Origin of the sequence: Enterobacter cloacae complex sp. FDA-CDC-AR_0164, from assembly GCF_003071645.1 — a bacterium.
GTDB classification, from domain to species: Bacteria; Pseudomonadota; Gammaproteobacteria; order Enterobacterales; family Enterobacteriaceae; genus Enterobacter; species Enterobacter ludwigii.
This window is the reverse complement of record NZ_CP028950.1, coordinates 3,872,488-3,896,325: the sequence shown is the minus strand read 5'-3', so window position 1 is coordinate 3,896,325 and position 23,838 is coordinate 3,872,488. Positions and strand designations below refer to the sequence as shown.

At 56.3% G+C, this 23,838-nt stretch carries 21 protein-coding genes; 9 read left to right on the top strand and 12 right to left on the bottom strand.

Translation table 11 applies throughout. The annotated features are described in order from the left end of the window. Window positions 1-99 precede the first annotated feature (99 nt). Window positions 100-1,509 carry an MFS transporter gene (locus tag AM410_RS19250; RefSeq protein WP_108648256.1) on the top strand — a complete coding sequence of 470 codons (1,410 nt, stop codon included), beginning with the start codon at window positions 100-102 and terminating at the stop codon, window positions 1,507-1,509. 35 nt (window positions 1,510-1,544) lie between these two features. Here the strand turns inward: AM410_RS19250 and AM410_RS19245 are convergent, their stop codons facing one another. Genes AM410_RS19245 through AM410_RS19235 form a run of 3 tightly spaced genes read right to left on the bottom strand, consistent with a single transcriptional unit; the run spans window position 1,545 to window position 4,272 of the window. Then, window positions 1,545-2,540 (bottom strand): DUF2891 domain-containing protein, encoded by a 996-nt coding sequence (locus AM410_RS19245; RefSeq protein WP_108648255.1) that lies wholly within the window; start codon window positions 2,538-2,540, stop codon window positions 1,545-1,547. Between the two features lie 26 nt (window positions 2,541-2,566). Further along, window positions 2,567-3,553 (bottom strand): DUF979 domain-containing protein, encoded by a 987-nt coding sequence (locus AM410_RS19240; protein ID WP_014170090.1) that lies wholly within the window; start codon window positions 3,551-3,553, stop codon window positions 2,567-2,569. Further along, window positions 3,550-4,272 carry a DUF969 domain-containing protein gene (locus tag AM410_RS19235; protein ID WP_014170091.1) on the bottom strand — a complete coding sequence of 241 codons (723 nt, stop codon included), beginning with the start codon at window positions 4,270-4,272 and terminating at the stop codon, window positions 3,550-3,552. Before AM410_RS19235 ends, AM410_RS19240 begins: the two co-directional genes overlap by 4 nt. Before the next feature lie 245 nt (window positions 4,273-4,517). Here AM410_RS19235 and AM410_RS19230 point away from each other — a divergent pair, with 245 nt between their 5' ends. Beyond that, window positions 4,518-5,066, top strand: a complete 549-nt coding sequence (locus AM410_RS19230) for a winged helix DNA-binding protein (protein WP_014170092.1) — start codon at window positions 4,518-4,520, stop codon at window positions 5,064-5,066. Here AM410_RS19230 and glgX read toward each other — a convergent pair whose 3' ends face one another. Genes glgX through treZ form a run of 3 tightly spaced genes read right to left on the bottom strand, consistent with a single transcriptional unit; the run spans window position 5,067 to window position 11,411 of the window. Continuing rightward, complete coding sequence (gene glgX, locus AM410_RS19225; RefSeq protein ID WP_032680984.1) at window positions 5,067-7,142, bottom strand: glycogen debranching protein GlgX; 2,076 nt, start codon at window positions 7,140-7,142, stop codon at window positions 5,067-5,069. Between the two features lie 16 nt (window positions 7,143-7,158). After that, on the bottom strand, window positions 7,159-9,627 hold the full coding sequence (treY, locus tag AM410_RS19220) for a malto-oligosyltrehalose synthase (protein ID WP_108648253.1): 2,469 nt from the start codon (window positions 9,625-9,627) through the stop codon (window positions 7,159-7,161). Further along, window positions 9,624-11,411: a malto-oligosyltrehalose trehalohydrolase gene (gene treZ / locus AM410_RS19215; protein WP_108648251.1), complete on the bottom strand. Its 1,788-nt coding sequence runs from the start codon at window positions 11,409-11,411 to the stop codon at window positions 9,624-9,626. Before treZ ends, treY begins: the two co-directional genes overlap by 4 nt. 132 nt (window positions 11,412-11,543) lie before the next feature. On the opposite strand from treZ, the gene AM410_RS19210 reads away from it, so the two are divergent. The 4 genes from AM410_RS19210 to AM410_RS19195 all read left to right on the top strand — a co-directional run bounded on the left by AM410_RS19210 (window position 11,544) and on the right by AM410_RS19195 (window position 15,047). Further along, window positions 11,544-12,071, top strand: coding sequence for a GNAT family N-acetyltransferase (locus AM410_RS19210; RefSeq protein WP_020884118.1), 528 nt, complete (start codon window positions 11,544-11,546; stop codon window positions 12,069-12,071). Between the two features lie 178 nt (window positions 12,072-12,249). Next, window positions 12,250-12,993 carry a 5'-nucleotidase, lipoprotein e(P4) family gene (locus AM410_RS19205; RefSeq protein WP_181012634.1) on the top strand — a complete coding sequence of 248 codons (744 nt, stop codon included), beginning with the start codon at window positions 12,250-12,252 and terminating at the stop codon, window positions 12,991-12,993. Window positions 12,994-13,135: 142 nt separating this feature from the next. Beyond that, entirely contained in the window at window positions 13,136-14,122 is a 987-nt protein-coding gene (locus tag AM410_RS19200) for an MBL fold metallo-hydrolase (protein WP_108648249.1), read from the top strand. A gap of 13 nt (window positions 14,123-14,135) precedes the next feature. Continuing rightward, complete coding sequence (locus tag AM410_RS19195) at window positions 14,136-15,047, top strand: LysR family transcriptional regulator (protein ID WP_049022550.1); 912 nt, start codon at window positions 14,136-14,138, stop codon at window positions 15,045-15,047. Here AM410_RS19195 and AM410_RS19190 read toward each other — a convergent pair. After that, complete coding sequence (locus AM410_RS19190; RefSeq protein WP_020884114.1) at window positions 15,038-15,922, bottom strand: LysR substrate-binding domain-containing protein; 885 nt, start codon at window positions 15,920-15,922, stop codon at window positions 15,038-15,040. The genes AM410_RS19195 and AM410_RS19190 overlap by 10 nt on opposite strands. A gap of 115 nt (window positions 15,923-16,037) precedes the next feature. Between AM410_RS19190 and AM410_RS19185 the strand changes: the two genes are divergently transcribed. From AM410_RS19185 to AM410_RS19175, 3 genes are all read left to right on the top strand, one after another. After that, a complete protein-coding gene (locus AM410_RS19185) occupies window positions 16,038-17,528 on the top strand; it encodes a UbiD family decarboxylase (protein ID WP_020884113.1) in 1,491 nt (496 codons plus the stop codon). Between the two features lie 153 nt (window positions 17,529-17,681). Further along, window positions 17,682-17,969: a VF530 family DNA-binding protein gene (locus tag AM410_RS19180; protein WP_014170105.1), complete on the top strand. Its 288-nt coding sequence runs from the start codon at window positions 17,682-17,684 to the stop codon at window positions 17,967-17,969. Window positions 17,970-17,976: 7 nt separating this feature from the next. Then, window positions 17,977-19,269, top strand: coding sequence for a glycoside hydrolase family 10 protein (locus tag AM410_RS19175; RefSeq protein ID WP_014170106.1), 1,293 nt, complete (start codon window positions 17,977-17,979; stop codon window positions 19,267-19,269). Between the two features lie 48 nt (window positions 19,270-19,317). Here AM410_RS19175 and dsbG read toward each other — a convergent pair whose 3' ends face one another. The 5 genes from dsbG to AM410_RS19150 form a co-directional block, all read right to left on the bottom strand. Beyond that, window positions 19,318-20,076, bottom strand: a complete 759-nt coding sequence (gene dsbG / locus AM410_RS19170) for a thiol:disulfide interchange protein DsbG (RefSeq protein WP_032678179.1) — start codon at window positions 20,074-20,076, stop codon at window positions 19,318-19,320. A gap of 41 nt (window positions 20,077-20,117) precedes the next feature. Continuing rightward, window positions 20,118-20,729: a DsbA family protein gene (locus tag AM410_RS19165; RefSeq protein ID WP_020884110.1), complete on the bottom strand. Its 612-nt coding sequence runs from the start codon at window positions 20,727-20,729 to the stop codon at window positions 20,118-20,120. 7 nt (window positions 20,730-20,736) lie between these two features. After that, the gene (locus AM410_RS19160; protein WP_108648247.1) at window positions 20,737-22,770 is read right to left on the bottom strand and encodes a protein-disulfide reductase DsbD family protein; all 2,034 of its coding nucleotides are present in this window, start codon (window positions 22,768-22,770) and stop codon (window positions 20,737-20,739) included. Window positions 22,771-22,817: 47 nt separating this feature from the next. Continuing rightward, window positions 22,818-23,189, bottom strand: a complete 372-nt coding sequence (locus AM410_RS19155; RefSeq protein WP_079231019.1) for a hypothetical protein — start codon at window positions 23,187-23,189, stop codon at window positions 22,818-22,820. A gap of 87 nt (window positions 23,190-23,276) precedes the next feature. Continuing rightward, the gene (locus AM410_RS19150; RefSeq protein ID WP_108648616.1) at window positions 23,277-23,834 is read right to left on the bottom strand and encodes an RNA polymerase sigma factor; all 558 of its coding nucleotides are present in this window, start codon (window positions 23,832-23,834) and stop codon (window positions 23,277-23,279) included. Between the last annotated feature and the right edge of the window lie 4 nt (window positions 23,835-23,838).

Below are 23,838 nucleotides of genomic sequence, written 5' to 3'. Positions count from 1 at the left end.
GGCGTTGTATGCAACTGAACAGTGCAACTGCTGCGTCTTCCGCCTTGTATATCCCATGATTATAGTTTCGTCATCAACATTCTTTCCGGAGTTACGACGATGACGCTATTTTCAAACCAGCCCGGCGACGAAGGATTGCCCGGCCATGAACGCGCCCGGGTGATGGCCGCGGTAATGACCACCACGCTGATGGGCGTTTTTGATGGCACCATGATCAACATCGCCTTGCCTTCGATGGCGAGCGCGATGCAGGTGCCCGCGAATGTGGCCGTCTGGTTCGCCAATGGGTATCTGTTGTCCGCGGCCATGACTCTGGCCATCTTCGCTGCCCTGGCGGCCCGCGTTGGCTACCGCCCGGTGTTTCTGACCGGACTTGCCGTCTTTACACTCACCTCGCTCGGCTGCGCGCTGGCCCGCACCCCGGACATGCTGATCGGGATGCGGATTTTGCAGGGGATTGGCGGGGCGGCCACACTGAGTATTGCCCCGGCGATACTGCGCGCCGTCTTCCCCGGTCGACTGCTTGGCCGCATTCTGGGACTGCACGCCCTGCTGATCGCCTCCAGCACGGCCATTGCACCCGTACTGGGCGGGACGATCCTGGACGTACTGCGCTGGCAGTGGTTATTCGCCATTAACCTTGTTCCCGGAACGATTGCCCTGCTGTTGGCCTGGAAGGCCTTACCTCGACAGCCGGCTTCAGATCCCTCTCCGTTCGATGCCCCGGGGGCACTGCTCTCCGCGGTCCTGTTGGGGGCGATGATCATGACGGCCAACAGTTTCCAGCATGCTTCGCACCACATCAGCCACGAGGCCATCAGCTGGGCGCTGCTCGCCACGATTAGCGCCATCACCTTTGTCTGGCATATTCGCCGCGCCCGAAGCCCCATACTGCCTCCCGTTATTTTCCACAACGGACGCTTTACGCTCGCCGCGCTCACGTCGCTGGCCTCGTTTGTGAGCCAGGGCATCACCTTTATCGCCCTGCCGTTCCTGTTTCAGAGCGTGTACGGCTACAGTCCGGTGGTCTCCGCGCTGCTGTTCACGCCCTGGCCGATAGGCATCGTACTGATTGCGCCGCATGCGGGCCGCTGGGCAGACACAATTTCAGCCCCGCTGATATCTACCCTTGGGCTTATCGTGTTTGTGGTGGGGTTGATCCTGCTCGCGACACTGCCCGCCAGCCCTTCCGCTTGGAATATCTGCCTGCGAAGCCTGGTGTGCGGGATCGGTTTTGGCTGTTTCCAGAGTCCCAATAACCGGGAAATGCTCTCTAACGTGGTGCGGGAGTATGCCAGCTACGCATCCGGCGTACTGGCTATCGTGCGGACGTTTGGACAATGCCTGGGGGCTGCCGTGGTCGGCGTTCTGCTGGCCACAACGCAGAATCAGCCGGCCTTTGACGATCGGGCCGTTCATTATTCACTGTGGATTGCGGTCATTGCTTCGGCGGTTTCTGTCATGTTTAGCGTGAGCCGGCTGCGCGCCACGCGTCAGGCTACGGCATAAACACGGTGCAGCGCACTAAGCGCTGCACCTGTGATTTACTCCAGCGCCAGCAGCGCAAAACTCGCCAGCCAGTGTCCACCGCTGTAGTGGCTTCCCACCACATGCTCGACGCTTGCCGCCAGATGTCGGTTGACTGCCTCGCGCAGCGCCTGTTGTCCCGGATGGTTATCCGGCAACGCGCGGGCAATATGCTTCATGCACCAGGCGCGGCTGAGGTTTAACCCATCCAGATGGGCAATTTTCGGGTCGGTACGATCGCTCACCTCTGCCGGGTGCATCAGGGCCGAAACAGACCCCACATCAGGAAGAAAGGCGTCAAACCACGTGGGGAAATGCTCCGCCACCTTACTCATCAACAGCGCTTCCGTCAGCGCGCCGGAAATGTACTCATCACCACCCGGTTCATAGTGAGCCGGGTAATGCGTGTCAGCCAGATAAAAGCGCGTCGCCGCCGTCAGAATAGCCTGTTCAAGGGCGTTATCCTGCACTGCCCGGGCGTAATCAATCCCCAGCGCCAGCGCAAAAGCGGTGTTGTAATGCGTACCGACACGGATCGGATAGGTGAGCTTGCTGAGGTAATCCACCAGCCTGTCGCGAATGTCCTGCGTTAACGGCTGCAGTGTCTGATACCAGCTGGCGGCTTGAGGTAACGCGGACTGCTTCAGCTCCTGCGCCAGCGCCAGAAGCCAGCCGTAGCCATAAGGGCGCTCGAACGAGGCGCGAAACGGTGCATTGAAATAGGCCAGCTCTTTCGCCACCTTCTCCTGCGTGATATGTTCATCAAACAGGGCGACAATTTCATCCCGGCACGACAGTTCAGGGTAAAGCCGCACGCAGCGCAGCAGCAGCCAGTAGCCGTGCACCGCCGAGTGCCAGTCGAAGCAGCCATAAAAAATGGGGTGCAGTTCGCGAGGTGGCAGGACATCACCGTCATCATTAAGCAGGTGCATAATGTGGTTCGGATATTCTTGGCGTAAATAGGTCAAAGGCATGCGGGCAAACGCGTCGGCCTGGTGTTGCGTTAATTCCATATCAGCTCCTTAGATCGTTGCCGCGCTTAGCGAAAAACGAGAAAATACATTAAGAACACGTTGACCACCAGCAGGGTTAACGCCGTTGGGATCTGGATCTTGATCACCTGGTACTTATCTTTAAGCTCCAGCAGCGCGGCCGGAACGATATTAAAGTTGGCCGCCATCGGCGTCATCAGCGTGCCGCAATAGCCCGCGTACATGCCAATCGCCAGCAGCGGTGCCGGGTTACCATGATGAACGTTAATCAGGAACGGCAAGGCGATACCGGCGCTGAGCACCGGGAATGCCGCGAAGGCGTTGCCCATGATCATGGTGAAAAGCGCCATGCCCACGCAGTAAATCACCACCAGCATGAACCGGCTATCGGGGTTCACAAACAGGCTTACGACCTTCTGGACTGACTCGCCGGTGTTCGCCACCACAAATACCCCGCCCAGCATGGCCAGCATCTGTGGCAAAATCACCGCCCAGCCAATGGTGTCGACCAGGCGTCGGGACTGGCGAATAGCCTGCAATGGCGTGCCTTTTGTCAGCCACCAGCCGGTCAGGATCGCCGCCACACAGGCGACGCACAGTGCCGCCAGCGTGAGCTGTTTCTGGTCAAGAAGGAATACGCCCCCTATCGACACCCCTTTCAGGAATAATGTCCCGATCACCGTAACCACCGGGATCATCAGCGCAGGCAGGAACAACCAGTTTTTCAGCCGCGTTGACGAGGCTTCGCGCTCGGCATCGGTAGCCATTTTATAATGCCCCTTCCCGACCAGACCAAAGCCCGCCAGCAGAGCAATCACAATGACGCAGCCGCCGATAATTCGATAAGCAAGGGATTTTCCCAGCTCCTGCACCATCAGGTCGCCAAACAGGAAGATCCCGCCGAACAGGAACCAGAACAGCGCGGTGGTAAAACGTTTAGGATTCGCGCGATCGCGCAGGGTCATCACGACCAGCAGCATCACGACAAAGCCGATCAGGTAATACACGCGGTTAATGGTGATCAGGGTCATCATGGCGCGATCTCCTGAGTACCCTGCTCAGCGCGCCAGGACATAACGTCACGACGGATGCTGGCATCCAGACGCAACAGGCGCGTCATATGAATAATCAATGCCGCGATGGCGGTCGGAATGGCCCACAGACCGATATGCAACGGTTCAATGCCCTGTATCCCATTCTCTTTCAGGAAAGCGTCGATCAGCAGCACCGCGCCAAACGCGATAAAAATATCTTCGCCAAAGAAAACCGCGATGTTGTCGCACGCCGCGGCATGCGCTTTGATCTTGTCCCGGATATGTTGCGGCAGTTCGCCATACTCATTGAGCGCTGCGCCTTCGGCCATCGGTGCCAGCAGCGGACGAACGGTCTGAGCATGCCCACCCAGCGACATCAATCCCAGCGCGGCCGTCCCTTCACGCGCCACAAAATAGAGCATCAGAATACGTGCCGAGGTGGCGCTGGCAATCTTTGCCACCCACGCCTGCGCCCGCTCTTTCAACCCGTAATATTCCAGCAGGCCAATAACCGGCAGGATCAGAATAAAGGTTGCCAGGGAACGACTGTTGACGAACTTCTCGCCAAAGGTCTCCAGCAACATCCCAAAATCCATGCCAACCAGCAGTCCGGTAGCCAGCCCCGCCACCACAACCACCAGTAGCGGGTTGAAACGCAGAGCAAAACCAATAACCACCACCGGTATACCGATGAGCGGCAACAGTGTCGAACCGTCCATAAACGTTTACCCTATCCAAAGTGAGCGTTGCGCGCCGGCGGCTATTTTTTTAATACTTCGCATCATGGCGAAGCGGGATGCAGTGCGGCGCGCGATGTTGTGTTTTGCGTCAGGCTCCGCAGAACCTGCACTAAAAAGCTATATCTGAACCACAAAAACATGTAAACAATTTATCAATAAAATGTTCTTATTTTATCGATGAGTTTACATTTCCGGGCCAACGTCACCCCCCCGTAAGGAACGTTATGACTGCAAAGAAGAGTGCTGGATCATCAAATCACGACGATATAACCGATGGCCGTATCGTGTCCTCTCGCCATCTGGTATCGGAACGTTGCGCGGAATTATCAGAGCTGGAGTACGCGTTGATCATGACCAGCAACGCGTTTAACAAATGGATGGTGCGCTGCATGACCGCAGCCGGTGAGCCAGATATGGGCGCTTTTGATGTCTCGCTTCTGCATCACGTGAACCACCGCGACCGCAAGAAAAAGCTGGCCGACATCTGCTTTGTCCTGAACGTGGAAGATACCCATGTGGTGACGTATGCACTGAAGAAGCTGGTCAAGGCGGGCTACGTGACGAGTGAAAAAGCCGGAAAAGAGCTCTATTTCTCAACGACGGAGGAAGGGAAAGCGCTATGCATGAAATACCGCGACGTGCGGGAAGCGTGCCTGATCAATATCCATGCGGAGAGCGGGATTTCCGGAGCGTCTATAGGTGACACCGCGCAGCTGCTCCGGACCATATCTTCCCTGTATGACACCGCCGCGCGGGCGGCGGCATCACTGTAGTTAAGGGCGTCTGAAAAGCGAAATACTTCGTCCGGCCAGATGGTATTCCACGGCTTTGGTGATGACCGTCCCGGGGACAACGTCATCCGCCGTGGAGAGTTCCAGTACCCAGCCTCCTTCGCCAAACTGGGGGATCTGGAACGGCACGGTGCCTTCAAACGGGTTAAACAGCATCAGCACATCGTGCCAGAGGCCCGGCTCCTGTCTGAGGTCCGGTCTGCTGATGGATACGCCGAGGGTGGAACCTTCATCCCACTGCTCATCCTGCTGCGGGCCGCCGCCGGCGTTAAACCAGCGGATCTCAAGCCCGTCGCGCCAGCTTTCACGCCGCAGCAACGGCTGTTTCGCGCGAAGGGCAATCAGATGGCGGGTAAAGTCGCGCAGGGCGGTGTCGTTTTCCGATAATCCCTTCCAGTCGATCCAGGAGATCTCGCTGTCCTGGCAATACCCGTTATTGTTGCCCTTTTGCGTACGGCCAAACTCATCCCCGGCCAGCAGCATTGGCGTGCCATGAGAGAACAACAGCGTGGTGAGGAAATTACGCTTTTGCCGCTCCCGGGTAGCGATAATATCCGGATTCTCTGTCGGCCCTTCCTCTCCGTAGTTATACGACCGGTTATCGTTATGCCCGTCGTTATTGTCTTCACCATTGTCGGCATTATGCTTTTCGTTGTAAGACACCAGGTCATTCAACGTAAAGCCGTCGTGGGCGGTAATAAAGTTGATGCTGGCCCACGGACGGCGTCCGCGCAGATCGTACAAGTCACCGGAACCGAGCAGGCGCGCGGCGAAGTCGTTAGACACGTTATCGCCCTTCCAGTACTCACGTACGGTATCGCGATATTTGTCGTTCCACTCCCCCCAGCCCGGCGGGAAGCCGCCGACCTGATAACCGCCGGGGCCGATATCCCAGGGCTCACCAATCAGCTTCAGACGGGATAACACCGGATCCTGCGTGACGGCATCGAAAAAGCCACCGCGCGGATCAAAGCCTTCGGGCTCACGGCCCAGAATTGTCCCGAGGTCGAAACGGAAACCGTCAATATGCATCGATTCGGCCCAGTAGCGCAGTGAATCCATCACCATCTGCAGCACTCTCGGGTGGGAGGTATTCACCGTATTCCCCGTGCCGGTGTCGTTAATGTAATACCGGTGTTGATCGGGTAAGGTGCGGTAATAGCTGAAGTTATCGATGCCCTTAAACGACAGCGTTGGGCCGAGCTCATTGCCTTCTGCCGTGTGGTTATAGACAACATCGAGGATCACCTCGATGCCTGCGTCATGATAGGCGCGCACCATATCGCGAAAACCCTGGATCCCCGCCGGACCGTAATAGCGTGACGCCGGCGCAAAGAAGCCGAGCGTGTTGTAGCCCCAGAAGTTTTTCAGCCCCCTGTCGAGCAGGTGTTGATCGTCCGGGAACCAGTGAACCGGAAGCAGTTCAACCGAGGTGATGCCAAGGCTTTTGATGTAATCGACCGAGGCTTTGTGCCCCATCCCTTCAAACGTACCGCGCAGTTCAGGCGGAATCGCCGGGTTAAGCTGGGTAAAGCCCTTCACGTGGCTCTCATACACAACGGTATTCGGCCACGGAATGGTTGGCCGGTTATCATCCTGCCAGTCAAAAGCATTGGGGTCGATGACCTTGCATTTTGGCGTGAACGGCGCGCTGTCGCGGGTATCAAAACTGAGGTCGAGATCGTCATGACCCAGCTCATAGCCGAAATGGGCGTCGTTCCAGTCGATATCGCCCACCAGTTCACGGGCATACGGATCGATAAGCAGTTTATTGGGGTTGAAGCGATGCCCGTTTTCCGGGTCATAGGGGCCGTAGACACGATAGCCGTACAGCGCGCCAGGCTTCAGATCCGGCACATAGCCGTGCCACACTTCATGGGTATATTCCGGCAGCTCCAGCCGGGCGATTTCGGTTTTTCCTGAAGGGTCAAACAGACAGAGCTCAACCCGCTCCGCATGTGCTGAAAACAGCGCAAAGTTGACCCCCTTCCCGTCATAATTTGCGCCTTGCTGCTGGCCATGACCGGCCCGAATTTCAAACGTATTATCCTTTGGCATTTTTTGTTCTCCACGATCATTCGCAGGTAAGCAGAACCATTAAGCATCCCGTTTCAGACGTTACATCCAGCGTCTCTTGCAGAACCCGGCTTTCACCGGTGAACAGATCCCGGTAGCGTTTTCCTGCCAGCGCATCGGGTATAGCAATAGTGGTATTGGCCCACAGTGCTTCATGGGTTGTCACGTCGAAGACCAGCCGCGGCACGGCAACAATCAGCGCCTCCTCGTCTTTCACGCGTGCGTAAACAATCAGGTTCTCCGCCCGCTCGCCGCTCACCTTCAGTGGCAGCCAGTCACCGTAATGGAATAGCGCGGCATAATGTGGACGAAGCCGTAACAGCGTGGCGGTGACATATTGCTTAACGCTTCCGTCTCGCCAGCATTCCGGGCGGGCAAATACCCCGGCATCCGCCGTGCTGAGGTGGTGCACCAGCGCGGGGAAATCCGGTTCCCGTCGGTTATCCGGGTCGACAAGGCTAAAGTTAAGCGCTTCGCAGCCCTGATAGATGTCCGGTACCCCGGGTGCGGTAAGTTTGATCACCGTCTGGCTGAGGCTGTTCATCAGCCCTGCACGGATAAAAGGCTGCATCGCCTCACTGAAATCCTTCAGGAACAGCGTGTTGTCCGGTGAAAGCAGATGCCGGGCATAGCTCAGCACCACGCTCTCATAGCTTTCGTTGCTGTCTATCCAGTCTGTGCGTTGTTTGGCTTCGCGCAGCGCTTTCTCCAGGAAGCCGAGGAAGCGCTCTTCGAGTGATTTCAGCCCGTCGACATCGTCAGGTGACAGCGTGGCGGGCCAGACGCCAGCCAGAGCCTGATAAATCATCCAGGTATCGGCAGCGTTCGGCGCGGTACCGTCGCTCAGAAAACGCACGTGGGTTTGATTCATCTGCCGCCAGCGGGCCAGATTTTCGCCCCACTGTTCCGGCGCTTCCGTCAGGGTATAGAGGCGTGCCCGGGCATCTTCACCGCGCTTCGTGTCATGGGTGGATGTCCCGAGTAAGGCGTCAGGCTGACGGGCAAGACGGATGCGCATTTCCTGATGAAAACGCGATAGCGAAAAGGCGCGCGGCGTCGGGTCTGCCCCCACTTCGTTAAGCGCCAGCTCCAGGTTATGGCGAAAGAACAGCGTATCTTCCACGGATTTCGCCATCAGTGGCCCGGTGAGTTGCTGGAAGCGGGTTCTGAAACGTGCCGCGTCGTCGTGGCAATTTTCTGGAAGATCGCCGGTGAGAATGCACACGATCAGGCTCAGGGCCGCTTCAGAAGTGTTAACGCTTGCGACAACGCGATTGAGCAGCGCCACGTCAGAGGCGGTTAATCCTTCACGGGTGCCGTAGGTCCGATACACCGGAAACGCGATCAGCAGCTCGCGCAACGCATGGTGGATCTCATCGGGTTGCAGTTCAACCGCATTGCGTCGGGCAAGATCGGTGGCGATAGTTAACAGGGTAGTGAATTCGCCCTCGAAATTGCGATCGGTCATCAGCCCTTTGGCATCCCGTAACGCTGCAAACCGATCAACGGTTTCCCCGAGCGTGTCGTCATGGATTTTCTCCAGGCGGTCAAGGCGGCTGTCGTCCACCAGAACTTCCGCCAGCGAGGCAATAAACTCGTACCCCGTGGTGCCGGAGACTGGCCATTCGACGGGGAGCTGTTCCCCTTTGGCGAGAATTTTTTCAACCGTGATGTAACACGCCGGTCCGGTTGCCTGGCGCAGACGCTGCAGATAGCCCAGCGGATCGGCCAGACCGTCGATATGGTCAATTCGCAGACCGTCAACGACGCCAGAATGAACCAGTTCAAGGATCAATCGGTGTGTATCACTAAATACCGACGCGTCTTCAACCCGCACGCCCACCAGGCCGGTGATTTCGAAGAAACGCCGCCACGAGAGCTGTTTCGGGGCTTCACGCCAGGACATCAGCCTCCAGCTCTGGGCCTCGTGCAGCGCCGCAATGCTTTTACCCTCCACAAAGGTCCCGGGGTTAAGAGGATAGGCGGTGTCGTAGTAGACCAGCGCGGCTTTGTCCGTGACAGGGTCACGTTTTACACTGATGGCGCCCTTCTCAAGCTCCGCCTCAAAGGTGTCGCCCAGAAACGGCAGCGTAAGCGGCCGTGACCAGTCAATATCGAAATAGCGTGCGTAGCGGCTCTGTTTGCCGTGCTCAATCACGTCTCGCCACCAGTGATTCTCCAGCGAGGTCGACATGTGGTTAGGCACAATATCCAGTATCAAGCCCATTCCCGCCTGCCTGAGCGCGGCCGCCATACGGTCGAATCCTTCTCGTCCGCCAATGGCGGGGTCAATTTCATTCGGGTCGGTCACGTCATAGCCGTGCGTAGAGCCGGTCGTGGCGGTAAACACCGGTGAGGCGTAAAGATGGCTGATGCCGAGATCTTTCATATACGGCACCAGTTCCACGACACGGTCAAACGTCATGCCATTACGGAACTGAATACGGTAGGTCGCGGAAGGGATCATAACGATGCTTCTCCATCAGCAAAGCGAACAACAATACTGTTCGGCGGTAACACCTCGTTCACCTCCGGCCAGCTAAAGAGCGTTTCTCCTGCCAGTGCAGGCACATCAACAGCCTTATTGCCGGTATTGAACGCCAGAGACAACGTTCCGGTCGGGAATCGCCAGCTCACTGCAATCATGCCGGGTGCCGTCCTGATGACCTTGCCCTCCACCGTGACGCCCTTTCGCAGTAACGGAACGATATGACGATGGCGCAACGTCAGCAGCGTTCGCGTGAAGCGAAGCCACGTTTTACCGTCATCGGTGGCGACCTTATTCCAGTCAATTTTGGAGCGAACAAAGGTCTTCACGTCATTCGGGTCGGGGACGGACGCACCGTGCCCGGCATGGCCGGTAAACTCTTTTGCGCGCCCTTCTCGCACTGCTTTGGCAAGCTCACCGTGAAAATCGGTAAAGAACAAAAACGGATTGGTTTCACCAAACTCTTCCCCCATAAACAGCAGCGGAATATGGGGCGAAAGCAGCAATGCAGCAAGCAACACCCGTGTTTTATCGGCCCCCGCGAGGGCAATCAGTCTCTCTCCCTGAGCGCGGTTGCCGGTTTGATCGTGGTTTTGAATAAAATCGACAAAAAACTGTGGCGGCTGCGTGTGACATTCCACGCCGCGTGACTTGCCGGTCTGGAGAGAAACCTCGCCCTGATAGACAAAACCTTCTGTCAGCGCACGGGCGAGTTTTTTCTCCGGTTCAAAGGCAAAATCCTGGTAGTACGCATGCGTTTCGCCGGTGGCAAAGACATGCGCGGCATTGTGAAAGTCATCGTTCCACTCCGCGGTAAAAAGCGGTGTCGCACCGTGTGCGTCACGCGGATGCAGGAAGATAACGTTACGGCTGTCTTCGGTGGTGAGATGGATCTGCCGCCCGGGGATAGCCTCGCGAATGCGTTCGGCAATCTCCTGCAGGATGTGTTTATCCGACGCGTCTTCAATCTGGTCGATGGCATCAAACCGTAATCCATCAAGATGGTATTCCGTCAGCCAGAACAGCGGGGCTTCGGTAATGTATTGCCTGACCGGCTCAGTCTCGTAAGCAATCCCGTTGCCCCAGGGCGTCATTCGTTCCGCGTCGAAAAACGCGGGTGACAACACAGGCAGATAATTGCCTTCCGGACCGAAGTGGTTAAGCACAATATCCAGCACGACAGAAAGCCCAAGCCCATGCGCAGCATCGATAAAGGCGTGGAAGTCTTCTGGCGTGCCATAGGCAGAGTGCGGTGCATACAGCAATACCCCGTCATATCCCCAGCCGCGCGATCCGCCAAACTGTGAGACGGGCATGACTTCAATCTGGGTAATGCCAAGTTCAGCCAGGTAAGGCAGTTTTTCAATGGCGGCCCGGAAGGTGCCCTCCGGGGTAAAGGTGCCGATGTGCAGCTCGTAAATGACCGTGTCTTCCCACGGACGCCCTGCCCACTCCCGGTTGCCGGGCGGATACCGTCTGGCATCGATAACAACCGAGGGACCGTTAACATCCCCAGCCTGGGCGCGCGACGCCGGATCGGGTACGGCCATGCCGTCTTGCAAAACATACTGATATTCTGTGCCGTGCGTGACGCCGGGGACGTCAATCTGGAACCAGCCGCTGCCGACCGCCGTCATTGGCAAGTCGTTTTCTGCCAGACGTAGCGTAAGTTCTTTCTGTCCTTCTGCCCAGACGCGAAAACGTACAACGTCATTGGAAATAAACTCAGCACCCCAGTGTTTTTGAAATGTCCTGAATTCCATTCATTGTCCTCGAATGACCCACATTTTACGCGGAATGAAGTACAAGCTTAGTTCAGGATCAAAAGAGTGTTACGCCAGCGGTTTTAATGGCTTCATCTATTATTTATAAAAATATTCGCCACAAGGAATACCATGCAGATTCGAAAAGGATTAAATACCGACCTCGCACGTCTTGAATGCTGTGACTTTTCATTCACCGTCAGTCACGTTGCGCGGGAGCCTTTTATACATTGTGATTTGCATATCGACGCTGTCGCCGTGCCTTATCGTAAAACGTATGAGCTCGATATGCAGACCCTTGAAAATCATTGCGTTAATCCGGATGCCATATTTCTTGTGGCCGAAACAGATGAGGGAGAAATTGCCGGTTTTATCACCGCCTCAATGAGCTGGAATAAATTTATCGCCGTTGACTATATTGCCGTTGAGCGCACGAAACGCAGAGCTGGCGCGGCGCAAAAATTGATGGCGGCCGCACACGTGTGGGCGCGCAGCGTCAACGCGGCTGGATTAAGGCTCGAAACCCAGAATGTGAATGTTTCTGCCTGCCTGTTCTACCGCCATTATGGCTTTACGTTAGGCGGATATGATCGTTTCCTCTACAACGCATTACCGGAAAAAGACGAAATCGCCCTGTTCTGGTATTACATGCTGATCTGACTCTGGCTCTAACGGATATTGGCGGACGAAAGCGATTTGTCTGAAAATTACCCACCCGGCGCGCAAGGGAATGTGCGTCAGAATATGACTCGCCTGCCTCCCTTCATTTTTCTGTCACTTACTTTCAATACGCTTACATGATTTTGACAATGACGTTAAGGAAAGAAGAGTGAATTCAATGGCTAAGGCATTACTGCTGGCATTACCTGTTATAAGCGCGACCGCCACGGCAGCCGACCACGAAATCTGTGAGCCGAAAGCGTATGAGATGGCGCTGCGCTACCAACAGAAATCGGCAGAAATCATGGCACTTCAGCTGCAGACCTACCGTTTCGCCACCGAGCGTTTTAACGAAAAAATAAAAGGGCTGACTGCGCCTGAGAACTATGCCGTTGTGATGGATCTTGATGAAACGGTGCTGGATAACACTCCGTTACTGGCGCGTGATGCCGAACAGTGCCACGACTACACGAAATGGGACACCTGGAGTGACTGGGAAAAACAGGGAAAACCGGGATTAATTCCTGGTGCGAAGGCGTTTCTTGATCGCGTGAATCAAAGTAAGGTCCGTATTTATTATGTATCTGACCGCATGCAGGAAAACAAAGCAGATACGCTCAATACATTAAAATCCCTTGGCTTACCGCAGGTTTCAGAGGATAGCGTTCTGCTCGATACGGTCAGTAAAGAAGCCCGCCGCCAGAGCATCCTGAAGAAACAGCAGATAATCATGCTCTTCGGTGACAGCCTGCCTGATTTCGCCGCGCAATTTAAAAACAAAAAGCCGAGCGAAGCGCAGCGTGAACTCGTTGAGGCCAGCGCCGATCGCTTTGGCAGTGACTGGATCGTGCTGCCGAATGCCGCGTATGGCTCGTGGTCAAAAGCCACGCTTGAAGGCTGGAAAGCCCCGCTGAAGCAATAACGTCTGGCTTGCCGGGTGGTACATTGCTGCCACCCGACATTTGACCCGACCTATCCATCCCGTTTATAGGTCCTATCATTATCAGGCGGGTTCATATAATTTTACGGAGAAGTAAGATGAGCTCTTTCTGAAGGAGACCCTTATGCTGACCGTAAAAAAACTTGCCCTGACAACGCTGATTTCCAGTTCGTTATTGTTCTACCCTGCGCTTCAGGCTTCGGCAGAAACGCCCCAGCACGTGGTTAAACAGCCTGCCGGGGGGTACAGTGTGCAGGTTGGCGATATTATGGTGACCTCGTTTACCGACGGTACCGTGGCGCAAGACCTGCACAAATTACTTCGTCGGACGACCCCGCAGAAAACCGATGCGTTGCTCACACAAAATTTCCAGACCAACCCGGTAGAGGCGTCCATTAACGCTTTTCTGATTGCGCTACCCGGCCACAAGATTCTGGTGGATACCGGCTCAGGCCAGCTTTTTGGCCCCGGTAACGGCGGGCGACTGATTGAGAGTCTGGCAAAGCAGGGGATCGCGCCGCAGGACATCACCGAGATTTTACTGACCCATGCACATTCCGACCATGCCGGTGGCCTGGTCAAAGATGGCAAGGCGGTGTTTACCAATGCGCGCGTTTTTGTCGGCAAACCTGACATCGACTTTTTCTTTAACAACGATAATCAGAAAAAAACCGGCTACGACCAGAACTACTTCGATGTCGCGCAGAAAACCTTAAAACCGTATCGTGATGCCGGCAAGGTAGTTCCTTTTTCCGGAACCTCGCAGCTTCTGCCCGGGATAACCGGCACGGTTCACCCGGGCCATACGCCTGGCTCGGCCTTCTATACGCTGGAAAGTAAAGGCGAGAAAATCACCTTTGTCGGCGATATTATCCACGTCGCGGCGGTACAGTTCCCGCAGCCCGCCGTGACCATCGCCTACGACCAGGATCAGGACGGTGCGGCACGTGTCCGCCAGGATGCTTTTGCTGATTTTGTGAAAAACAGAGACCTTGTCGCAGCCCCCCACCTGCCGTTCCCGGGTATCGGTTACGTCACGAAAGGCGAGCACGGCGGTTACGCCTGGGTGCCCGTCACCTACACCAATCGCGACAGCCACAGCGCAAAGTAAAACGGATAACACGATGACGCCCGTTGCTGAGATGGATATCGACCTGATCCTGACGCTGGATGCATTGCTCCAGGATCAGAACATCACCCATGCGGCCGCGCGGCTCGGCATCAGCCAGCCCGCGATGTCCGCCCGTCTGGCGCGCCTGCGTTCGCTCTTTGGCGAACCGTTGTTTATCCCTTCCCCACATGGACGTGGGGTGTTGCCCACGCCCAGAGCGGAAGCGCTGCGACCGCAGGTCATGACCGTATTGCGGGGCATTAACGCGATGTTTGCTCCCACCACCTTTGATGCGCAAACCAGCCAGCGGACATTTGTGATTGCCCTGCATGAAAATCCGGCCCTGATGCTGGGTGCCGAACTGCTTAATCAGTTCCGGGCCCATGCCCCGGGGATCCGCTTGCGGTTCGCGCTGCCAGAAATGGCAACCCTGCCACAGCAGCTGGAAAAGGGTGATGTGGATGTCTATATCGGTGTGAGCGCCGGCGCGCACGACGGCTGGGTCAGACGCAAACTTTTCGATGACCAGTTTGCAACAGCCCAGCGAAAAGGCCACCCCCGCGGTGTCGGGCCACTGGATCTGGAGCACTATTGCGCGCTCTCTCATCTGGTGGTCTCTTCAGAGGGTGACCCGTTTACCGGCTTTGTGGATCAAACCCTGGGCGGACTGGGGTATCAGCGCAACGTGGTGATGTCCACGCAGAGCTACGCCATGGCACCTCCGCTTGTCGCCAGCACGGACCTGCTCTGCACCTTACCGGAACGTATGCTGCAACGCTTTGCCTCGACGCTGGATATCTTTCCCCCGCCGCTGCCGCTGCAGCCGATTACCATCAGCATGTACTGGCACCCGAAAAACAGCCAGGATCCGGCAAGCCTCTGGCTGCGCGAGCAACTGCTGCTGGCCGCGGGACGTCAGATGTGATCGAGGGTGTGCAGAAATTTCTTTAACACCTCTGAGCGAATGATCCGGTGGCACACCAGCTTCAGCTCGCTTTCCCTGAGCCTGTCAATGATGTCGACGTACACGACATTCTCCACGCTGACTGCCCTGGCCGAGGCCGGCAATAGCGCCATGCCAAACCCCGCAGAGACCAGGCTGATGACAGTAGGTACGTCGGTGGCGTTTTGTACCACCTCAGGCTGGAAACCTGCGCCGTAACAAACGTCATAGAAGTACTGTTCGAGGCCCATTCCCTTCGGGTCGCGCAGGGAGATCCATTTTTCGTCTTTCACCGAGGCGAGCGTAAGCGCGGACGATTTTGCCAGAGGATGCTGTGAAGAGAGCGCCAGCACCGTTTTCTCGGACGTAAACGGGCGGCTTTGCAGGTCGTCAGGCAGAGACGGCAGCGGCGCCCGGATGATGGCCACATCCAGCTGGTTGCTTTGCACGGCGCTATAGAGCGTCTGCACATTCCCCGTCATTAGCGACATGGTGATGGCAGGCCACCGACTGTGCATCTGGCGCAGCGCGGCAGGCAGCCTGGTGTCAAACATGGCGCTCGATACGCACCCGAGATTCAACACCCCCTGCTCCCCCCTCGCCGTTTGCCTGGCGTCCAGTACCGCCTGTTCCGTCAGGGCGATCGCCAGCCTGGCTTTCTCCAGGAAAGCTTCACCGGCCGGCGTCAGGGTTAAACGGCGGTTCGCCCGGCTAAAGAGCGTAACGCCTAACCGTTCCTCTAACGTTTTAATCTGCTGACTCAGCGCGGGTTGTGCCATGTTCAGGCGCTCCGCAGCCCGGTGCATGTGAAGCTCTTCCGCAACGACAATGAAATTACGCATCTGACGAAATTGCATAACGCTTCCCCGGATTTTTTGATAACAAATTTATTATCAAAATAGCAGTAATGATGCAATTGATGCTATGGGCTATTGCCATAAAAATGGAGGCATGCAAACACGGGAGGAAAAAATGGAAAGCCCAGTCAACGATCTCAGAAGTGCCATCGCGTTACTGCAACGCCACGAAGGACAATATATTGAAACGGATCATCCGGTGGATCCCAACGCGGAGCTGGCGGGTGTTTATCGACACATTGGTGCGGGCGGCACGGTGAAACGTCCTACCCGAACGGGCCCGGCCATGATGTTCAATAACGTTAAAGGTTATCCGGATTCGCGTATCCTGGTGGGCATGCACGCCAGCCGGGAAAGAGCGGCACTCCTTCTGGGATGTGAACCCTCGACGCTCGCGCAGCACGTCGGTCAGGCCGTGAAAAACCCGATCGCGCCGGTTGTTGTCCCGGCATCGCAGGCCCCTTGCCAGGAGCAGGTATTCTACGCTGACGATCCTGATTTTGATCTGCGTAAACTGCTTCCGGCCCCGACCAACACGCCGATTGATGCTGGCCCGTTCTTCTGTCTGGGGCTGGTACTGGCAAGCGATCCGGAAGACAGTTCGCTGACTGACGTCACGATTCACCGTCTCTGCGTTCAGGAGCGCGATGAGCTTTCCATGTTCCTGGCCGCGGGGCGCCACATTGAGGTCTTTCGTAAAAAGGCTGAAGCAGCCGGAAAACCGCTGCCGGTGACGATCAACATGGGGCTCGACCCGGCGATTTATATCGGCGCCTGCTTTGAAGCGCCCACGACGCCGTTTGGTTATAACGAACTGGGCGTTGCCGGGGCGCTGCGTCAGAAACCGGTCGAACTGGTACAGGGCGTGGCGGTAAAAGAGAAAGCGATCGCGCGGGCTGAAATCATTATCGAAGGCGAACTGCTGCCAGGGGTGCGCGTTAGAGAAGATCAGCACACCAACAGTGGCCATGCGATGCCGGAATTTCCGGGCTACTGCGGCGAGGCAAACCCTTCTTTGCCCGTCATCAAAGTGAAAGCCGTCACCCTGCGTCACCAGGCAATCCTGCAAACGCTGGTGGGGCCAGGTGAAGAGCACACCACGCTCGCAGGCCTGCCAACGGAGGCCAGCATCCGCAATGCCGTTGAAGAGGCCATTCCGGGCTTCCTGCAAAATGTCTATGCGCATACCGCGGGCGGCGGTAAGTTCCTCGGCATTCTGCAGGTGAAAAAACGCCAGCCATCCGATGAAGGACGTCAGGGACAGGCGGCGCTCATCGCACTCGCGACCTATTCCGAGCTGAAAAACATCATTCTTGTCGACGAAGACGTGGATATTTTCGACAGCGACGACATCCTGTGGGCGATGACCACCCGCATGCAGGGAGATGTCAGCATCACCACTATTCCAGGGATCCGCGGCCACCAGCTGGATCCGTCGCAGTCGCCGGATTACAGCACGTCGATTCGCGGAAACGGCATTTCCTGTAAGACCATCTTCGACTGCACGGTACCGTGGGCGCTGAAGGACCGCTTCGAACGCGCGCCGTTTATGGAGGTTGACCCACGTCCGTGGGCACCAGATTTGTTTGACACAAAACACGACTAGCGCGTTCGCGATACAGAAGAGCGTATGGCTTTCGGGTCATACGCTCTTCTGTTTTTCATCGCAGGTAAAAAGGGAAATTGCCGCTTCCCCTGCTTTCTTGTACCCTTTCGTCGTTAACCCCAACCCCACAAGAACTGAGACATCCGGACGCTTATGACTGCACACCTTTCTAAAGACCCTTTACATGGCGTAACGCTGGAGATGCAGGTCAATGCCCTGGTTGCACGATATGGCTGGAGTGAGTTGGGCGATCGAATCAAAATTAACTGTTTCAGAAAAGACCCAAGCGTTAAATCGAGCCTGAAATTTCTGCGCCGCACGCCCTGGGCTCGCGCAGAAGTTGAAGCCCTGTATCTTGATTCCCTGAATGATGAGGGGATCGCAGAACCGGACGAACCCGCCTTTAACCCCTGGGCTAACAGTCGGATAACCAAGAGCTAAAACGCAAATGACGCGACATGTAAAACGGATTGGTGCGCTGACTGCCTGCGCACTTTTACTTGTTAGTTGCTCCTCAAAACCACCAAAATCACTGGTAACGCCTCTCCCGACCGCGAGCAAACCGACCCAGCAGGCTAACGAGCCGATGCGTGGGATCTGGCTGGCAACCGTCTCACGCCTGGACTGGCCCCCGGTGGCCTCAGTGAATGGCCGCGATGCGCAAGACCGCATCGCGATGCAAAAACAGGCCCTGACGAACAAGCTCGACAAGCTTAAGCACCTCGGTATTAATACCGTGTTTTTCCAGGTCAAACCGGACAGCACGGCGCTCTGGTCGTCTAAAATTCTGCCGTGGTCAGATATGCTCACCGGCAATATCGGCGAGTACCCGGGCTACGATCCGCTGCAGTTTATGCTCGATGAAGCGCACAAACGCGGCATGAAAGTCCATGCCTGGTTCAACCCTTACCGCGTTTCAACCAATACCAAACCGTCGACCATTGCCGCGCTGAACCGCACGTCGTCATTGCACCCTTCCAGCGTTTATGTCCAGCACCCGGAATGGATTCGTATTGCCGGCGATCGTTTTGTGCTCGACCCCGGCATTCCGCAAGTGCGTGACTGGATAACGCAGGTGGTCACCGAAGTGGTTGCGCACTATCCCATTGATGGCGTGCAGTTTGACGACTATTTCTATACCGAATCACCGGGATCCGCGCTCAATGACGCGCAGACTTTCAGACAATACGGTCAGGGATTTGCCTCTAAAGCAGACTGGCGCCGCCACAATACACAGCAGCTGATTGTGCAGGTCTCCCGGGCCATTAAGCAGACTAAACCTGGCGTGGAGTTTGGTGTCAGCCCGGCTGGCGTATGGCGTAACCGCTCATTCGACCCGGCAGGCTCAGACACGCGCGGTGCCGCAGCCTACGATGAATCCTATGCCGACACGCGTCAGTGGGTGCAGCAGGGTCTGCTGGACTATATCGCGCCACAAATTTACTGGCCTTTCTCCCGGGATGCGGCGCGCTATGACGTGCTGACGAAATGGTGGGCAGAGGTGGTGAAACCGACGCATACCCGCCTGTATATCGGCATTGCGTTCTACAAGGTAGGTGAACCGTCGAAAAATGAGCCGGACTGGACGGTTCAGGGCGGCGTGCCGGAGCTGAAAAAACAGCTCGATCTCAACGATTCACTGCCCAACGTGAATGGCACGATCCTGTTCCGCGAAGATTATCTTAATCAGCCGCAGACGCAGGAAGCCGTCAGCTACCTGCGCGGACGCTGGGGTAGCTGACCGGTCAACATCAGGCAGAAACACCCTGTTTCTGCCTGTTTTTTTTTACTACGGCTTCGGCCCAAACATCGCCTCAAGCTGTTTCTCATCCGGCATGCCGACCACCTGCTGAAGCTCATTATCGGCATTCAGATAATAAATGGCGGGCGTAGCGTTCGCGCCCAGGTTGTCCATTAACGTCTGGTGTTTTTGCAGTATGTCGACGGTTTCACGGGATGCAGTGCCCTGCGGTTTTGGCAATTTTTTCCCGCCTGAAAGCTCGTAATCACGCCAGGCCGAAACGGGATCTTTCGCATTCAGGATAGCGGAGGCATTACGCCCACTGTTGGGGTTGAGAAACGCTACCAGCAGCGTATTAAGCTGCACCTTGCCCGCCTTCACCCACGGCTGCGCCTCGGACCAGAATTGCTTACAGTACGGGCAGAACGGATCGGCAAAGACGAAGACTTTGCGCGGAGCGTTATCCGCCCCCTCTTTCAGGGGATGCGCCGCGTTCAGTTGCTTCCACATTTCGCGTCCCATCGGGGCGTAGATCTCTTTCTGGAAATAGCCTTCGCTCAGGTTTTTTCCTTTTTCATCGTACAAATAGCCTGAAATTACGTGCTTGCCGTCAGGGGTTAAAAACAGCGTAACGCCCATATCCTGATACTGCCCCAGCCAGGCCGGCGCGCCCCCTGGCGCATCAATTTTCTTAATGATTTTGATATTCTGCTGCTCGCTGAAGAGCTTCACCACATCCGGTATCGCTTCAGCGGCCTGCGCCAGCCCTGACGTTGCCAGCACCGACAGTAACAGTAATTTTTTCATTTTCCGCTCCGGGATCATTGGGGCGAACCGCCCCCTTCACGTTAACGATTTTTCAGTGCGTCACTGACCATTTCATCGAACTGTTCAAAAGGAACCCAGCCCGGGAGTAACCCTTCGCCAATCAGCGTGGCCGGTGTTCCCTGGATACCCATCTTTTCGGCGATGATCAGGCTGCGTTTGATCGTCACCAGGCTCTCATCATCAGGCGTTGTGACGTTCACCCCGGCCCGTTTTTGCGCCTCCTGAATGCTGGCGTCATCGTGATATCCCTTTTTGGCCATCAGGGTATGGTTAAATTTCATAAACTGCTCAGGATGCGCGCGCCAGACGGTTAAGGCATCGCGTGCTGAGGTCAGTGAACTTTCCGACCGGAAAGGCAAGAACTTAAATACCACCGCCACATCCGGGTGTTTTTCGACGATCTTTTCCAGGTAAGGATCGAATTTCTTGCAGTACGGGCAGTTGTAATCCGTAAAGACCACCAGGGTGAGCTTCGGATCCTTAGCGCCAATGCGCGGCGAGTCCGGGTCGTTAAACAGAAAGTCATAAACCATCTTCTGTGCACGTTGCTCCTGTTCCGGCGTCATGGTCTGCGCCGCCATCACCTGCGCTGAGGTCAACAGTAGCAGAAGCGTAATAAGGATTCTTTTCATAATACATTTAGCCTTTAGCGTTGTTCAGGATGGCAATAAGCGTGTCTTTATCCAGCAACGGCGAAAGCATCTCCCCCTCAGGGAAGCCCGGGCCGTACACCTCATTAAACGGGATGGCGTAACGGTTGCGCTTTTCAAGGAATTCGGCGATAAACGCTGACGGCTTACTCCAGTCGCCACGCAGCGCCACCACGTCCGGCTGGCTAAGCGCGGCAATAACGTCAGGCTGATTCAATACCCGATGCTCATTTACCTTGCAGGTAACACACCAGTCCGCGGAGATATCCACGAAGACCCGTTTGCCCTGCGCAAGGGCACCCTGAATAGCGTCTTCACTTAGCGGTTGCCACGGGATTGCCTGAGCGACGCTTGCGGTGTTTGTTACAGGCGGTGAGGTAAGCAACCCGCGCAGCTGGTACCCACCAAAGGCTGACAGCGCGATCACCACGCACCAGAACAGCGGCGAGGTTTTCTGCCCGGTCATCGCAAGCAGTGCGATAGCGACGACGATAAGCACTAACATCACGCTCTGGCTCACCGCCTCACCCAGATGCGGGTTAAGCAACGTCACCAGCCACAGGCTGGAAGCCAGCATCATCAGGCCGAGAATAATTTTCAGGCCGTTCATCCAGCGACCGGGTTTTGGCAGCAGCATGGCGGTTTTTGGAAGCAGCGCAACGAACAACCACGGCAAACTCATCCCCACGCCGAGCATCAGGAAGATAAGCCACAGGGAATGCAGCGGTGCGCCAAGGGCAAAGGCCACCGCCGTGCCGAGGAACGGCGCAGAACATGGTGTGGCCAGCAGCGTGGCAAACATCCCTTCGCAGAAACTGCCGGCAAGCCCCGTTCCCCCTGCCGTTGCCAGCCGTCCTGCGGCGGCAGAAGGCAGCAGCATCTCAAACGCCCCGAACAGATTGAGTGCGAAGAGGAAGGTCACCGCGACCATCAGGCCAATAAACCACGGATTCTGGAACTGAATACCCCAGCCCAGCGAGGCACCGGTCAGCTTAAGCGCGGTGACCATTGCGGCCAGCAGCATAAAGGAGACCAGGATCCCGGCACTGGTTGCCAGAAAACGGAGCCTGATCATCCGTCTGTCTGAGCCCGCATGGAGCACGCTGTTGAGCTTCATGCCCATCACCGGCAGCACGCAAGGCATCAGGTTCAGGATCAAGCCGCCCAGTAGCGCAAAGAGCACCATTTTGCCGGTTCCCTCAGACACGCCCGCCGCTGACGGTTCCGCGGGCGTTGCCCCGACGCTCATCACGGTTTGCTGCGCTTTATCGCCATTGGTGAGCACAAACGACAGCGCTTTTCCCTGCAGCGAAGTGGGTTTATCTCCCCACTCATCGGTCACGGGCACCGTTACCCGAAGCTGATTGCCGTCGGCTTTGAGGGTCGGTTCTCCGGGAAGAATGTCGCCTTCCAGCGGGTCAAAATAGATCCCCGGCTTGTCCCATTGCCCTTGTGTGGTTCCCGTAATGATCAGCTTGTCGTCTGATAACCAGGCCGACAGATCTGCGGACACGCCAGATGTCGCGGGAATGGCCTGCATCGCGCGTTCAAACGCGTGGCTGAATCCCTCATCCACCGGCTGGTTAAAATCAAGGTGCAGCTTATAGTCCGTCAGCAGACAGACATTACTGCACGTGGAAAGGGTAAGCGTCCCGTCGAGCGCATCCCCCGCCGCACCGTCGAGGGTGATGGGGATGATGACCTTATCGTGATAGCCCTGGGTGGTCATCCCGGAGATATCAAAGCGCGAAGGCACCGGCCAGTGCCAGTCATCCGTTACGCCAGCAGGCCAGGTGATTTTCGGGGCTACGCCGCCCTCGCCGGGTGAACGCCAGTAGGTTTTCCAGCCGGGCTGCAGCTCAACGGTGAGCAGCGCGAGGATGCGGTTTTGCTCCCTTTCCGCCTGAACGCGGATCCGGGCATGATCGTTTTGCGGGGAAACCAGCCAGCCTGTATCCGCCGCATGGACAATGCCGATGCAGGACAGCCACAGGAAGACGAATCCCCTGAAGAGGTTAAACATGTTTTACTCCGTGAATAGTGAAAATTATCGTGTGGTGACGATGCTTTTCATTCACGGAAAACGCAGTTTTTGAGGTGTATTCGGGGAGGCGGTGCCTGAACGGGCTGTTCTCTCGGAACGCATGCCCGCCCTTGCGTAAACAACTGAAGTAGCGCGAAGAAGATGATAATCGCCGGTAGCGCACCATCAAAGAACAGAGGCTGAGCACAAAGCAGCGAGTGTGCGCCTAACTGACACGGCGATGGCCCGGACGGCTCAGCGTCGCTGGTTTGAGCCGGGGCATCAGCAATCAGGGTCGTTTGCGGATCCAGTCCCTGCAAAAAATGGTTGAGATAAACCGCACGCTGCACCAGGCAAATAGCCATCGCCACACATGTGATTATCAAAAGCCATTTTCCCAGAAGCTGACGGTTGCGCATAACGTTCCAAATTTACCAGACGCCCCGATCATAAACGATAGTGATGAATCTACAAGTCCTGATAATGTAAGGTTTTGTCTGTCGGCGTTACTCACCGGTCAGCGCATCATAGACGTCCCGCAGTCGCGTGCGCAGGAAAAGCACCGCCTTGTGCTTACGCGATAACAGCGCCTGCTCGCTGGCCCCGGTTTCCTCTGCCAGCATTTTAATGCTGTAGCCCTGGAGCTCCGTTTTTTCAAAAACCTCGCGCTGAGGCAGCGGAAGTTCAGACAGCGCCTGGCCCAGTTCTTCCCACAGCAGCGTTTTGAGGTACTCCTCCTCCGGCGTATGCGGGACACCGAACAGGGTTTCCGCCAGTTCATCTTCGGGGAAGTCCTCATCATCCCCGGTAAAATATCCTGAAAGAGAGACCTCACGCTTTTTTCGTGCCCGGTCGGTCATCTCATTACGTGCCGCGCGAAACAGCCAGGCGGCGACGTTTTCGACCGGCTGCTCCACTTTCATCAGCTGATAGGTAACTTCCTGCAAAATATCGTCGGCATCATCGCGCACGGACGTTCGTCCGCGGATAAAGGCTTTCAGCCGGGCGCGGCAGGCATTAAGCGCCGACATCAGCAATGACTCTCCCGCCAGCCCGGTTTTCATCTCG